The sequence below is a fragment of the Halomonas sp. LBP4 genome, assembly GCF_003202205.1.
GTDB classification, from domain to species: Bacteria; Pseudomonadota; Gammaproteobacteria; order Pseudomonadales; family Halomonadaceae; genus Halomonas; species Halomonas flagellata.
The window spans coordinates 68,497-81,508 of sequence record NZ_PDOG01000001.1 but is presented as its reverse complement, the minus strand read 5'-3'; the positions used below and the strand labels follow the sequence as shown (position 1 = coordinate 81,508).

Here is a 13,012-nt window from a genome sequence, read left to right as displayed (position 1 = left end):
GGATCTCTATGCCTACATCCCTCGCGGAACGCTATCTCGCTCTTATCACTGTTCCGCAACCGAGTAAGGCAATACTCCATACAGAGCATAGAGAAGGACAACCACTTTCTTTCTTAGGAATGCTTTAGCATCTTCTGAAGGTCTGCTCATGGCCGATTGCGGAAAGTTAGTTTATGCTGATAAAAGTCGATCGTCAGCTGTCGAACAAAGCATGTGACGAAAATCAAGCAGTCAAGATGGTCGGCTTGATGCTGTCAACCTATAATCATTTTTTAGTTGACTCGAGAAATAGCGGCATGCAGTCTAATATTTTTGAATGTGCATGCGTGAACCAATATCAGAGCGTTCAGTATTAACACCTATGGGGCCATGATGTCCGCCACAGTCTGGAATCTTGAAGAGTTACGAAAGCACATACATGCTAAGCCGGGCGACGCCGCCCCGGTGTTAGATCTGCTAGAGTCCATCGATCGTAGCGTCGATATCTTTCGGTATCACATGGCAACCGCGCGCGATGCTATGAAGGGCATCGTGAATGAGGCGGAGCCGCAAGGCTTAGGAAATTTTATGCTGATCTTCGGCGGCGATGAGCGAGAAAACGAATTTGCATTTTCCAAGATTGTAAGTGAAGCGCACTTTATTGCCAGTCTACATACGGCGAGGTGCCTCTGGGACTTATTTTCGCAACTGGTAAATACGCTAGTGATAGCTGATCTTATGCCGATAAAGGATTGCAATATCTATCGCGTCGCTAAGCGTATACCACATAGCCCTTTGAAAGAGCGGGTTAATCTTTTGCTTGAGTCACATTGGTATAATTATCTAGCGGCATTTACCAACACTACTAAGCACAGACAGCTTATCCAGCATAATGCCACTATCTCTTTGGAAGAAAATCGGATAGGTATAAGAATAGGTGCGTTTAGTTACGCTTCACAGAACTTCGAAAGCTACTGGGCTATTGAAGTTCTCAAGGGCGCTATCGAAGTGAAGAATGCAATCATCGAATGTGGCCGTCTGCTGAACGCTTCTTATGCGAATTATGATGTCCAGTCCGGCCCTGGAATGGACCGTCCAACATCGGCTACTCTTTTACCGGGCCGCTGATACTTTTGTTATGCTTCACAGGGAAACATTTTAATGCAAGAAGTAAAATCCAACCTTTATCCTTGCATGCACTGTGGGGAGTCGGGAATTTGTAAATCTGGACCCGATGGTTCAAGTTGCAGAGCATGCGTGAAATATCATGACCTTAAAGATAAAGAGTTCATTGGTTTAGCCTGTGGAACTTGCCGAGGATGACCGGGTGCACCTGCGCTTCGACATGCCGGAAACCCCGCCGTGTTTCGGGGCCTTCCACAGCCTGCTCTCCACACATCAGGGCGAACGCCTGACCATCACCTTCCGCGGCGAGACGCTGCTGGAGGCGAACCTGCATACCACGCTGGGCCCCAGCCACATCGTGCAGGAGTCGCGACATCCGCGTGTGGCGATCGATGCCCTCCGCTATCTCAGTGGCTTGCCAGACGCCGAGGCACCCTGATGGGCCGCGCCGGGCGTTTCCGCCGCCTTGTCGTGGGGCTGGTCGTCACCCTGGCGGCGTTGGCGTTGCTGGTGTGGCTGGTGCTGTGGTCGTTGTCGCCGGCGCCGGTGACGGGCCGGCTGGTCGAGTATCACGACGATTCGCCGGTGGCCGGCGCCACTATTACCCTGAGCCGCCAGGGCTGGGGCCTGAGCGATCACGATGGCCAGTTGATCTGGGACAAGCGCTACGAGGCCACCGTCACCACCGACCCCGAGGGGCGCTTCCGCGTGCCGATGCCCGGCCCGGTATGGCTGGTGGGCAGCGGCGGCGGCCGGCTGACGGTCGAGGCGAAGGGATTCCAGACTCTCGAGGCTGGTTACGTAGCCCCCGGCGCGGAGCTTTACCTGCAGACGGTGCCCTATCACCACGAGCGGCTGCCTGGCGGCACCGCCTATCTGGGCTGGGATGAGGCGGGCGAGCCCTTCGGCTGGTCGTTCCTCGACCACGCCCCGGCTCGTGACCTGGCGCGGGTCGATCTCTATCCCCTCGCGCTGAACCGCGAGCCCCTCGAGGTCACCCTGGCGGTGCCCGATGGGGGAGGGCTTCACTTCGTGCCGGCCGCTGCCCAGAACATCGCCACGCCGTCGTGGGGCTACCTGCTGCGCTAACTGGATGTATCGCCCGAGCCCCCCGCGGCGTCGCGCCTGGTGCTGGACGACACCCCGGGCACCCTCTTCCTGCGTACCCCGCAGGGGCGGCATGCCAAGCTGGCCTGGGAGCCCGACGCGGTGACCGCCATGTCGGGTACGGTGCCGGGGCTCGAGGCGTCCAGCGAGCGGTTGCTCTCGCTGCGCTTCGTCTATCGACCCGGGCCCGGGCACGAGCTGCCGTATCAACCCCCGCTGGGGCCGGTCGATCCCGCGCGTGCCGCGCTGCTGGCGGAACTGCCCGAGGAAGCCCCTCCGGCCAAGCGGGCGCGTGTCTACCAACTGGTGGTGACCGATGCGCAGGGCCGGGAACTGGAGCGGCAACGCGTCGAGCTCGTGCCGGGCGTTCCCGTGGACCTGGCGAGCTGTGCCGAGGAGGCGCCGCTGGCCTGGCGCTTCGAGGCGCTGCGCCTGGCGTACGACGCGGAGGGGCTGCCGCGCCTGCAGCTGACGCTGGACGGCGAACGCTTCGTGCACCACTCGGCGCCGCGACTGGTCGGCACGCGCCACGCCACCGTCCTCGAGGTGATGGCCTTCGACACCGACTACCGGCGCCATGACCTGCGTGTGCGCTTGAGGGAGCTGCCTGGAGACGCTGGCCCCGTCGGCTGCAGCGCGCCGCCTCGACCGGGGCGGTGAGGTCCTCCATATCGTACCGAGGGGGCCTCGCCATCAAGGGCCGAAAGTTTCCGTTGCCTTGCCGCCGTCGGAACGGAAGGGCCGGATGCTATGCTAAGCGCACACGACGCCGACGACACATTGAGCCGAGTTACTGTCCGGCCTGGAGGTGAAAGGTGAACAAATCGCAAACACTCTCGTTACTGCAGCAGTACCTGCCTGCCATGGTCCAACAGTTTGGTGTCCGGGATCTCGCGCTCTTCGGCTCCATGGCGCGCGACGAGGCGGGGGAGGGCAGTGACGTCGATATCCTGGTGAGCTTCGATGGCCCGGCAACGGCTGATCGTTACTTCGGATTGCAGTTCTACTTGGAGGATCTGTTGGGACGCCCGGTGGACCTGGTGACCGACAAGGCGCTGCGCCCCGAACTCCGACCTTTCATCGAACGCGAGGCCATGCATGTCTGAAAATCGACCACAGCGAGAGAGGCGCTTCTACATCGATGACATGATCGGCTTCTCCGAGAAGGTGCTGACTTACACCGATGGGCTGGCTCAAGAAAACTTCATCACCCGCGACCTGACATATGATGCCACCCTCCGCAATCTGGAATTGATCGGTGAGCCGGCTACCCGCACTCCGGATGATGTACGTCCCGCTCACCCGGAGATTCCGTGGCGGCTGATCATCGCCACGCGAAATCGTCTCATCCATGCCTACCTCGGGATCGATGATGATACCGTCTGGAGCATCAATCAGACGCATATCCCTGAGCTGGTCGATCGGCTCGAGTCCCTCAAACACTGATCAGCCGCGCCCTGCAGGTGCCTTCGCCTGGCGGTGCCCCGTGGATCTGCCTGGCGTTTCTCGACCGGCCGACCGATGCTTCTGGATGGGCATGGCATCGAGCCCTTGCCCCAGGGCGGGCCGGGCTCGAGGGAGGCTGAGATGTTCAAACCGATTACCCTGACATGGCTGATGTGTATCGCGCTGGGCGCTGGCGCCGCCATGGCGCAGTCCGACGGCGGCGAGGAGGGCGTGCGGCTCGATATCCAGGAGTGGGACGTGCCCTTCGATGGCGGGCGCGCCCGGGATCCCTGGGTGGATGCCGAGGGGCAGGTCTGGTTCGTCGGCCAGCAGACCCACTATGTCGGGCGGTTCACGCCCGAGAGCGGCGAGTTCGAGCGCTTCCCCCTGGAGGCGGGCACCGGGCCGCACACGGTCGTCACCACCGAACGGGGGGTGTGGTACGCCGGCAACCGGGCGGCGCATCTCGGGCGGCTGGATCCCGCCAGCGGCGCTATCGAGAGGTTCGCGCCCCCCGGCGATGGCCCCCGCGACGTGCACAGCATCGCCGTCGACAGCCAGGGCAACCTTTGGTTCACCGAGCAGGGCGGCAACCGCGTCGGTTACTTCGACACCCGGGACCACAGCTTCACCATGCATGACGTGTCCGCCGGGGGGGCGCACCCCTATGGCATCGTGGTGCACGACGACCAGCCCTGGATCGCCCTGTTCGGCACCCACCGACTGGCCACGGTCGCCGACGGCGAGCTGCGGACGATCGAGCTGCCCCGGCCGGAAACCCGGCCGCGGCGGCTGGACGTCGCCTCCAACGGCCAGGTCTGGTACGGCGACTACGCCACCGGCCACATCGGCCGCTACGACCCCGAGAGCGGGGAGGTGACGGAGTGGCCGGCGCCCGCGGGCGAGCAGTCGCGGCCCTACGCCGTGGTCATGGACGGCGAGGACCGCTTCTGGATCGTCGAGACCGGCGTCCGGCCCAACCGCTTCGTCGCCTTCGATACCCGCGCGGAAACCTGGAGCGAGCCCTTCGAGATTCCCAGCGGCGGCGGCACCGTGCGCCACATGGTGTACGACGAGGAACGCGACGCCATCTGGTTCGGCACCGACGAGAACACCCTCGGCAGGGCCGAGCTGGAGTGACAAACGCCCCTGGTTCAACGCCCCCGCCATCGCCGAGTTGCTAGAGTGGTCAGGGAGTGCAGCCCTGCGCCGCCGGTGCGGCGCTGGATGCGACGACAACGGCCATGGAGGCGCTGGATGAGCGATACCAAGTACGCCCAGCAGGGCATGACGTTCCGCGAGAGCGTGGAACACATGGTGGACCACGCCATCGAGATCATGGGCCTGGACGAGGGGCTCGGCAATGCATTGAAGGTCTGCCAGAGCGTGGTGCAGGTCTCCTTCCCGGTGGAGATCGACGGCAGGGCGGAGATCTTCACCGGCTGGCGGGCCACCCACAGCGACCACCGCCTGCCCTCCAAGGGCGGCATCCGTTTCGCGCCGATCGTCGACCAGGACGAGGTGGAGGCCCTGGCCGCGCTGATGACCTACAAGTGCGCCATCGTCGACGTGCCCTTCGGCGGCTCCAAGGGCGGGCTGGTGATCGACCCGCGCCAGTACGAGCGCCACCAGCTGGAGGCCATCACCCGCCGCTTCGCCCGCGAACTGATCAACAAGGGCTACCTGAGCCCGGCGCAGAACGTCCCCGCCCCGGACATGGGCACCGGCCCCCGCGAGATGGGCTGGATGGTGGATACCTACCGGCAGATGTTCCCCAACGACATCAACTACCTGGGCGCGTTGACCGGCAAGCCGGTGGAGCACGGCGGGGTGCGCGGGCGCAACGAGGCCACCGGCCGCGGGGTGCAGTACGCCCTGCGGGAGCTGTTCCGGCATCCCCAGGAGATCGAGCGCTGCGGCCTCTCCGGCGGCCTCGCCGGCAAGCGGGTGATCGTCCAGGGCCTGGGCAACGTCGGCTACCACGCCGCGCACTTCCTGGAGACCGAGGACGACTGCCTGATCACCGCCATCATCGAGCGCGACGGGGCGGTGGTGAATCCGGACGGCCTGGATGTCAGCGCGGTGCGCGAACACATCGCCGAGACCGGCGGGGTCAAGGGCTACGCCGGCGGCGAGTATCGCGAGGATGGCGCCGTGGTGCTGGAGATGGCCTGCGATATCCTGATCCCGGCGGCCCTGGAAGGGGTGATCACCGCCGACAACGCCGAGCGCATCCAGGCGCCGCTGATCGCCGAGGCGGCCAACGGCCCGGTGACCTTCGCGGCCGACAGGATCCTCCAGCAGCGCGGCGTGGAGATCCTCCCCGATGCCTACTGCAACGCCGGCGGGGTGGTGGTCTCCTACTTCGAGTGGATCCGCAACCTCAACCACGTGCGCTTCGGCCGCCTGGAACGGCGCTTCCACGAGGCCCGGGGCGGGCGGATCATCGAGGCCATCGAGCAGGCCTCGGGCGTTGAGGTCCCCGAGCACCTGCGGGCGCAGATCGCGCGCGGCGCCGACGAGTTCGACCTGGTGCGCTCGGGGCTGGACGACTCCATGCGCCTGGCGCTGCAGGCGATCATCCGCATGCGTCGCGACAACCCCAAGATCCACGACTACCGCATGGCCGCCTACACCATCGCCATCGAGAAGGTCGCGCGTCACTACCGGGATATCGGCTTCTGAAGTTACCGCGGGCCAGCGCCCCAGGCGGGGCGCCTGCCACTGGCGATCCGCGGCTGGCCCTCAGCGGGCTTTGGTGGCAGGCTAGAGAAAAACATAACGCGGCAGGCGGCAACGCCATGGCGGCCAGCCCGCGGGAGACGCAGGGACAAGACGATGACACGGCGACTACGCGAAATACGGCAGCTGAAATACCGGCATATCAACTTGGCTGGTCGGCGAGGGTAGGGGGAAGGCTATGGCTGGTATCGACCCAAAGGACATGGTGGCAATTGCAGCAAACATGCTCACCGGTGTTACACTGCCTAGCTACACTTAATTTATTGATTTTCAATATACCTATGATTTTTCAACCATGATCGGCGCCTCAGCAGCAATTATTCGAAATAGTCACAATGAATTCGTGATTGTAAAGCCGACTTATCGAAAAGAGTGGCTACTCCCTGGGGGGGCAATAGAAGAACACGAATCGCCGCAAGATTGTTGCAAACGTGAATGCTTGGAAGAGTTGAATGTTTCTATAGATTTAGGCGAATTGCTTTGCTTGGAATATAGGAAAGCGACAGATGATTTCAGATTCATATTCGATGGAGGAACCCTTATAGAAGGGGCTGATATCCGTTTTCCTGAAGAGGAACTGGAATCCTATCGCTTTGTTACCATCGACGAAGGAATAAAATTAGTTGATGAGCCAACAGCAAAACGTCTAATCTTTATGCAGTCTGGCTTAGGCGTTTACTTTGAGTCATAACAAGTCGCGCCAGTATGCAGCCTTCGACTGCGGTAATTCCCAAAGCTTCGCTTTGGCTCGCCCTTGCCCGCAGCATTATGAATAAATCAGTATGTGCTTAACATCCGCTTCTGGCGGGAGGGGAACTTTAGTCTATGTTGATGAAATGACTGAGGCAGTTGACGACCCGAAGCGGACCTCCCGGCAAAATGCTGACGGCACGTTTATCCGTGTTATGCTGCCGAGCTATACTTAATTTTACGTGCACTCAGTGGGTTAGATCAGGCATCTCAGGCGCGTTAATTGACTTGAACGCGCCGGCACGATAACCCAATAATAGAGCGTGCGGTATAATCACTGTAGTTTCTGTACGCTGATTGACTCGCTAAATACAAGGAAGCGTCAATATGTTTGATTACTCAATAGTGCATTGGATGACGTTTTTGTCTGCGGCGGTTCTTCTGAATCTTTCCCCCGGCCCAGATATCGCCTTCATTCTAGGGCAGACGCTAAGTAGCGGACGTCGACATGGGTTTGCTGCGATGCTTGGCATATGGTCGGGGGCGTCGTTGCATGTAGTTATGGCGGCGGTGGGTCTTTCAGCAATTCTTGCTACATCGGCTCTGGCATTTTCTGTGGTTAAGTGGGTAGGGGCTGCCTATTTGATATGGCTTGGCATCAAAATGCTTCTTTCGAACGGTGACTCATTTACCTCTAGTGACGGAGGCGGCAGTTTACGGATGCAGTCGGTCTATTGGCAGGGTGTGCTGGTTTCCGCTCTTAACCCGAAAGTAGCCATATTCTTCCTTGCTTTCTTGCCACAGTTTGTCGTGGAAGGTGCCGGCTCTGTTGGTGCTCAGCTATTATTGCATGGCAGCTTAATTATTGTTGTTGCGGCTTTTATAGAGCCCCCCTTGGTCATGGTGGGGTCAAGGTTAGGGACTTTCTTGAGAAAAAAACAGCGAGTTGGCTTGTGGATGGATCGAAGCCTTGGAGCCTTATTTGTTGCCTTGGGAGCGCGCCTCGCGGCTAGTACAAAATAAAACCATGGCAGCAGGGGCGAATTGTTCCGCTAACTACATAACCAGGCCATGCACCGGATGCCAAACCCTCCGCTTCGCTGCGGTTTTGTCACCGGTGATGGCGAGCGTTATGTGTACAAGGAATTCCGATGGAAAAGGTTATTCTCAAGGGATTCATTATTGTATCGGAGATGGACCTGGAAATTGTTCAGCAAGAGCTACAAGTTCATTCCGAGCTCACGCGAAGAGAGCCTGGGTGTTTGGTATTCGAAGTAACGCCTGATGAAAGTAATCCAAATCGTTTTGATGTATATGAAGAATTTTCCAGTAAGGCGGCATTCGATTCACATCAACTTAGAGTCAAAAGCTCTCGATGGGGTCAGGTAACAGCAAATTCTGAAAGGCACTACGAAATTATTGAGTAAACGCATAACCAGGTCAAGCAGCATCGCGCAACAAGTTGCGCTGGACCTCGCTTCGCTCGGCCGCTGTTGGCAACGTTAACTGCAATCGAAAAGGAGTTTGGATGAAATATCAGGTGGTAAACATCAAAGACAAACTCGGTCTCTTTAACGAGCAGTGGTCCCCTAAGGTGATAGCTGAGATGAATGACTATCAGTTCAAAGTCGTTAAAATCCAGGGCGAGTTCGTGTGGCATGATCACAAGGACACAGATGAAACGTTCATTGTCCTTGAGGGTAGCCTCAGAATTGACTTTAGAGATGGGTATGTGAGTCTTTCCGAGGGGGAGTTGTACGTTGTCCCTAAGGGCACCGAACACAAGCCGTATGCCGAAGATGAAGCAAAAGTTTTGCTTATCGAGCCGCGGGGAGTTGTGAATACTGGCGACGAGGCTGGTAGCCAAACGGCAGAAAACGATGTTTGGATCTGAATCAGTTAACTAGTCGCAGCAGTACGCGGCCGATGGCCGCCGGACGCCCTTTCCATTGCGCCTTCGGCTCCATTCCAAGAGCGCCGCTGTGCTTCGGCGTTATGCAATTAATTAAAGTTGTGGGGTTGCAATGAGCTATTGGATATTTCAATCGATTGCTGAAAGGTATGACCTACGCAAAAAAGGCGTAGTAGAAGATGGAAAACATGATACATGGTATGCATCTCGTTATAGAGGCCGGATGAAAGTTGGAGACATTGTTTATTTTTGGTTAGGGGGGATAGGCGAAAAACGTGGCGTGTATGCACTTGGTGAGATAATATCAGAGCCATATAGAAAAGATGACTGGGATTCTTATGGTATCGATGTTTGCTACAAGAGAAAGTTAATAAAGCCTATTGATGTAATTGCAGTTAAGAATAATGAAATTCTGTCAGATTTGCTTATTCTAAGGGCGCCTCAGGCTACTAATTTCGCTCTGACTGAAGAACAAGGAAAGGAGTTTGAAAGGATTATTGCAAAGGAGGATAAATGAATGCCTCTTAAAAATAGCTCTCGACTATCGATGCTATCATCTGTCCAAACCCCTCTTGGCTTTTTTGTTCTCGTCGTGTTGGTAGTGGAGGCTGGCCTTATCGCTTTGGCTGGCCAAAACGAAGGTGATAAAGCCTATCTTTACTCCATTGTAGGTATATTGGTATTGCTTATTTTGGTTGTTGCTGTTATTGGATATTTTAAGCCATGGGTACTTACTGGTCATCCACCACCAGGTATTGATGAAAAATTTTCTCAGGCACTAGCTAAAGATGTATTCATGGCATTTGATGGGTATATAAGTAATGAGAGTGATGAAGAAAGAGCAGATGCATACGAATACCTTGTTGATGTTTGCTCTTCAGCTAAATATTACAAAGATAAAGAAACTAGCCATTTTGCTATGACATTTATCGAAACCGTAGTTGGTTGCTCTGATATAAAGCGTAAGCCAAGGTCATCTAAAAATGCATAACAAGGAAAATCAAGGCGACCGCTAAACGCGGCGCTTGTTTGCGACGTTAGGCTGCTTCATATGAGCAGATACCATGTGAGGCAAACAACGGGTAACCGATGACTCTCTCGTTGAACTATGGCATGCGAGCAATCACGCTAGCAGATGAGCCGTTTCTGTGGGAAATGCTCTACCAAGCCATCTACGTCCCGCAAGGAACTCCAGCACCCTCGCGAGACATCCTCCACCAGCCCGAGATATGCAGGTACGTGCAGAACTGGGGGGCGGGCCAAGTGGCTAGACATAATGATCAAGCGATATTTCAAAATGCACGGTCGGCCTTTTCCGCGCCTGATGATCGCGCTGTTGATCGGCTTGTCGCCTGTCCCGCGATGAGCTAGCGAATCCCGGGCGTGCCCGCGGGTCGGGGTGCCCGAGCCTGAGCTGGCTAAGAATGGCGTACCGAAGCCTCGCCCTGCGGATGGGCGTAGAAAAAGCGGAGCATCTGCTGCGTGGCATCGGGCCCTCTGGGATCGGTGTAAGAGCCGCGGGAACACCCGCCCGACCAGGCATGACCGGCACCATGCACCAGCCACTGTTCCATGATGGGCTGCCCGTTCGCGTCGTGGTAGGTGGTGCGCGTATAGGCATGGCCGTGGGGGACCTGGCCCCGCTCCACGCTCAGGCGCGGAGCGGGGCCGCCTTCGGGCAGTTCTCCCCGCTTGGCATGGGAAGGCGCGCATTGGGCGATCACCTGGTCGCCGTTGCATGGATGCACCGTAGTATCCCGGTCGCCGTGGAACACGATGGCGGGAACGGGTGCCGCGTACGAATGCGTGCCGGGCGCGCCAGAGGGCCTGCCGGCCGAGGCCCCTTCGCCGCGGTGCATTGCGGTGAATGCGGACGGAAGATCCTGGGCGACCGCATGGGGAAGCCCGGAATGGACACCGACCGCCGCATAAAGATCCGGGTAGGTCATTGCCAGGGTCATGGCCATGGCACCACCGGCCGACAAACCCGCCACATAGACCCGCCGCTCGTCCAGGCGATGCTCGTCGAGGACCTGGCGGGTCAGATCCGCAATGATGGACGGTTCACCGCGGTCGCGCTGCTGGTCAGTCTCCATGAACCAGTTCCAGCACCTGGAGCTGTTTGCGGCAGCGGATTGGGCGGGATAGAGCACGAAACACGGCTGTTCTTCGGCGAGCGTATTCATGCCAGTGCCGGCGGCAAAATCATCGGGATCCTGGGTGCAGCCGTGAAGCATGACGACAAGCGGCAGCGACTGGCCATGATGGCCGCTGGGGATGTACAGCTTGTAGTCGCGCGTGCCGGCATGGTTGGTGAAAGCCCCGGTCGTGAACGTCCCGGCGTCGGGCACGCTGTCGGGTACCCGGTCCGAGAGCGGCGGTAACCAGGACTCGGGCCCACGGAAGCGGTACCACTTTTCGCGCCACACGTCATGCAGATCGGCCGCCAGCCGATCGGCGGCAAATGGTCGCTGTGCCGCCGAGGCGTGCGCATGATCAAACTGAAGGTCTTCCGGGCAGGCCCACGCATCCCCATGGCTGGTCTCAGCGTCAACACGCCATGGCGACTCATCGGGGGCCGACGTCGCTGCCGAGGCGAGCTCGTCGTCGATCACGCGGCAGCTCCCTTCTATCGTGGCGCCCGGGGCTGAAGTGGGCGTAGTCGCGGCATCCTGGTTCGGACCGCTACGCAGCGTGCGCTGAATCATTGCGGTCGCCTCCTGCAACTGGCCCGCGCGAGTCAGCCGGGTCGCTTCCTGTAATCCCGCCCTCATCGTTTCGCTCATCATCGGAAGTATCCTTGGCGCTGTTGCGCCATCAATGAATTCGATCCGCCAAGGCGGCCTTGACCGCGGCACTGGCATGGAAGGCACCCAGCACGACAACCGAATCGATGGTGGCGAGGGCGAGCTCAGGAGAGACATCATCGGCAATACTGGCCAGCCCCAGTACCTGAATCTTGAGTACCTGCCCGGCTGCCTGTACCGCCTCGAGATCACTGCGGCTGTAATGTTGCAGGCCGAGGACAAAGGTCTTGCGTGCCGCTGTCTCCCTGACCACTTCCGCATGCGACGCCAGCTGGTTGCGGATCGCCGTTCGAATCAGGTCGGTACGGTTGGAGTAGAACCCTTCCTGCACCAGCAGATCGATCTGTCCCAGATCAACCACCCCCAGGTTGATGGTGATCTTCTCGGTGGTGTCGCCTGCCTTTCGTCGAAGTTCATGCACACTCATCAGCGTATCCCCGGCAGTCAGCATCCATATACCATCCATGTGGATGGTATATGCCTTCCCCAGGCAGGTTGTCAAGGGTTGTCAAGCCATGGGCACGCCAGGAAGTGACCGGCTAAGCGTAAGCGATCAAACGGTGACGAGTTGACGGATGACTCGATGTCAGAGCGGAGAGGATTGTCGACGAACAGGACTTTCCAGCGTCGCAACGCCGAGGTGGCGCTGCCGGACAGGCACAAGCGGGCCATCACCCCCGGCGCCCGTCGCATCACTCCCCCTCCAGCCTGGGGCCCGAGTTCCAGTTCGGCGGCGGCACCTTCATGGGCATCGAGGTGCCCCTGGGGGAACTGCGCCTCGAGGCCTTTCTGGCCCGGGACCATGCCCTGCTGGCCTTCGACCCGCTGGCGTCACAGGGGAGGGGCTCTTTCATTCCCTGGCCTCGGCCACCAGCGCGGCCAACGCCATCGAGTCCGGCCTGTACCAATCGCTCGGCGCCTACCAGCAGGAGATGCAGGCGGTCGCCCAGCGTTATCTCCGGCACCTCAAGGCCAGCTACCAGGGGCCAAGGCGCTTCGGCCAGGCGACCTTCTGGCAACGGCGGCGGGGAACGGCAGCTTTGGGGCTGAGTGGGAGGCTAGACATGACAAGCCTCCTTCCGCGGTGTTGAAACATAGCGCCATGGGAAGGTCGTTTTCCGAGCCAGGGGAGACGCCCCGGCAAAGCCGCACGGCTCAGCTTCACCGTTAGGCGCCACTCACACCCAGAACGCACCGAGCTGTC

General features: G+C 58.9%; 16 protein-coding genes. 14 read left to right on the top strand and 2 right to left on the bottom strand.

Annotated elements, in window-relative coordinates:
- Positions 1 to 372: 372 nt before the first annotated feature.
- The 14 genes from CR157_RS22155 to CR157_RS22150 all read left to right on the top strand — a co-directional run bounded on the left by CR157_RS22155 (position 373) and on the right by CR157_RS22150 (position 9,992).
- Positions 373 to 1,107 (top strand): hypothetical protein, encoded by a 735-nt coding sequence (locus CR157_RS22155; RefSeq protein WP_146218645.1) that lies wholly within the window; start codon positions 373 to 375, stop codon positions 1,105 to 1,107.
- A 175-nt stretch (positions 1,108 to 1,282) separates the two neighbouring features.
- A complete protein-coding gene (locus CR157_RS00365) occupies positions 1,283 to 1,543 on the top strand; it encodes a hypothetical protein (protein WP_181421927.1) in 261 nt (86 codons plus the stop codon).
- Positions 1,543 to 2,193: a carboxypeptidase-like regulatory domain-containing protein gene (locus tag CR157_RS00360; RefSeq protein ID WP_110281581.1), complete on the top strand. Its 651-nt coding sequence runs from the start codon at positions 1,543 to 1,545 to the stop codon at positions 2,191 to 2,193. The genes CR157_RS00365 and CR157_RS00360 overlap by 1 nt, the downstream gene beginning before the upstream one ends.
- 39 nt (positions 2,194 to 2,232) lie before the next feature.
- The gene (locus tag CR157_RS00355) at positions 2,233 to 2,871 is read left to right on the top strand and encodes a hypothetical protein (RefSeq protein WP_110281580.1); all 639 of its coding nucleotides are present in this window, start codon (positions 2,233 to 2,235) and stop codon (positions 2,869 to 2,871) included.
- Positions 2,872 to 3,026: 155 nt separating this feature from the next.
- The gene (locus CR157_RS00350) at positions 3,027 to 3,317 is read left to right on the top strand and encodes a nucleotidyltransferase family protein (RefSeq protein ID WP_181421926.1); all 291 of its coding nucleotides are present in this window, start codon (positions 3,027 to 3,029) and stop codon (positions 3,315 to 3,317) included.
- Positions 3,310 to 3,657, top strand: a complete 348-nt coding sequence (locus CR157_RS00345; RefSeq protein WP_110281579.1) for a HepT-like ribonuclease domain-containing protein — start codon at positions 3,310 to 3,312, stop codon at positions 3,655 to 3,657. Before CR157_RS00350 ends, CR157_RS00345 begins: the two co-directional genes overlap by 8 nt.
- A 141-nt stretch (positions 3,658 to 3,798) precedes the next feature.
- A complete protein-coding gene (locus CR157_RS00340; protein ID WP_110281578.1) occupies positions 3,799 to 4,797 on the top strand; it encodes a Vgb family protein in 999 nt (332 codons plus the stop codon).
- Between the two features lie 117 nt (positions 4,798 to 4,914).
- The gene (locus CR157_RS00335; RefSeq protein ID WP_110281577.1) at positions 4,915 to 6,342 is read left to right on the top strand and encodes a Glu/Leu/Phe/Val family dehydrogenase; all 1,428 of its coding nucleotides are present in this window, start codon (positions 4,915 to 4,917) and stop codon (positions 6,340 to 6,342) included.
- Between the two features lie 352 nt (positions 6,343 to 6,694).
- Positions 6,695 to 7,090, top strand: a complete 396-nt coding sequence (locus CR157_RS00330) for an NUDIX domain-containing protein (RefSeq protein ID WP_110281576.1) — start codon at positions 6,695 to 6,697, stop codon at positions 7,088 to 7,090.
- 386 nt (positions 7,091 to 7,476) lie between these two features.
- Positions 7,477 to 8,112: a LysE family translocator gene (locus CR157_RS00325; protein ID WP_110281575.1), complete on the top strand. Its 636-nt coding sequence runs from the start codon at positions 7,477 to 7,479 to the stop codon at positions 8,110 to 8,112.
- Between the two features lie 128 nt (positions 8,113 to 8,240).
- Positions 8,241 to 8,516: a putative quinol monooxygenase gene (locus CR157_RS00320; RefSeq protein ID WP_110281574.1), complete on the top strand. Its 276-nt coding sequence runs from the start codon at positions 8,241 to 8,243 to the stop codon at positions 8,514 to 8,516.
- A 101-nt stretch (positions 8,517 to 8,617) separates the two neighbouring features.
- Positions 8,618 to 8,983, top strand: a complete 366-nt coding sequence (locus CR157_RS00315; RefSeq protein WP_110281573.1) for a cupin domain-containing protein — start codon at positions 8,618 to 8,620, stop codon at positions 8,981 to 8,983.
- A 130-nt stretch (positions 8,984 to 9,113) separates the two neighbouring features.
- Positions 9,114 to 9,518 carry an EVE domain-containing protein gene (locus CR157_RS00310; RefSeq protein ID WP_110281572.1) on the top strand — a complete coding sequence of 135 codons (405 nt, stop codon included), beginning with the start codon at positions 9,114 to 9,116 and terminating at the stop codon, positions 9,516 to 9,518.
- The gene (locus tag CR157_RS22150; protein ID WP_146218644.1) at positions 9,519 to 9,992 is read left to right on the top strand and encodes a hypothetical protein; all 474 of its coding nucleotides are present in this window, start codon (positions 9,519 to 9,521) and stop codon (positions 9,990 to 9,992) included. It begins immediately after the preceding gene.
- Positions 9,993 to 10,419: 427 nt separating this feature from the next.
- Here CR157_RS22150 and CR157_RS00305 read toward each other — a convergent pair whose 3' ends face one another.
- Both CR157_RS00305 and CR157_RS00300 read right to left on the bottom strand, forming a co-directional pair.
- Positions 10,420 to 11,616, bottom strand: coding sequence for an extracellular catalytic domain type 1 short-chain-length polyhydroxyalkanoate depolymerase (locus CR157_RS00305; protein WP_258364028.1), 1,197 nt, complete (start codon positions 11,614 to 11,616; stop codon positions 10,420 to 10,422).
- Positions 11,617 to 11,818: 202 nt separating this feature from the next.
- Positions 11,819 to 12,259: a CopG family transcriptional regulator gene (locus CR157_RS00300; RefSeq protein WP_258364027.1), complete on the bottom strand. Its 441-nt coding sequence runs from the start codon at positions 12,257 to 12,259 to the stop codon at positions 11,819 to 11,821.
- Positions 12,260 to 13,012 lie beyond the last annotated feature (753 nt).

Bases quoted from the DNA above. Each gene is read 5' to 3' on its own strand.
- CR157_RS00315 (WP_110281573.1), top strand. From the start codon at position 8,618: ATGAAATATCAGGTGGTAAACATCAAAGACAAACTCGGTCTCTTTAAC.
- CR157_RS00300 (WP_258364027.1), bottom strand. From the start codon at position 12,259: ATGCTGACTGCCGGGGATACGCTGATGAGTGTGCATGAACTTCGACGA.
- CR157_RS00325 (WP_110281575.1), top strand. From the start codon at position 7,477: ATGTTTGATTACTCAATAGTGCATTGGATGACGTTTTTGTCTGCGGCG.
- CR157_RS22150 (WP_146218644.1), top strand. From the start codon at position 9,519: ATGCCTCTTAAAAATAGCTCTCGACTATCGATGCTATCATCTGTCCAA.
- CR157_RS00320 (WP_110281574.1), top strand. From the start codon at position 8,241: ATGGAAAAGGTTATTCTCAAGGGATTCATTATTGTATCGGAGATGGAC.
- CR157_RS00335 (WP_110281577.1), top strand. From the start codon at position 4,915: ATGAGCGATACCAAGTACGCCCAGCAGGGCATGACGTTCCGCGAGAGC.
- CR157_RS00330 (WP_110281576.1), top strand. From the start codon at position 6,695: ATGATCGGCGCCTCAGCAGCAATTATTCGAAATAGTCACAATGAATTC.
- CR157_RS22155 (WP_146218645.1), top strand. From the start codon at position 373: ATGTCCGCCACAGTCTGGAATCTTGAAGAGTTACGAAAGCACATACAT.
- CR157_RS00360 (WP_110281581.1), top strand. From the start codon at position 1,543: ATGGGCCGCGCCGGGCGTTTCCGCCGCCTTGTCGTGGGGCTGGTCGTC.
- CR157_RS00345 (WP_110281579.1), top strand. From the start codon at position 3,310: ATGTCTGAAAATCGACCACAGCGAGAGAGGCGCTTCTACATCGATGAC.
- CR157_RS00310 (WP_110281572.1), top strand. From the start codon at position 9,114: ATGAGCTATTGGATATTTCAATCGATTGCTGAAAGGTATGACCTACGC.
- CR157_RS00340 (WP_110281578.1), top strand. From the start codon at position 3,799: ATGTTCAAACCGATTACCCTGACATGGCTGATGTGTATCGCGCTGGGC.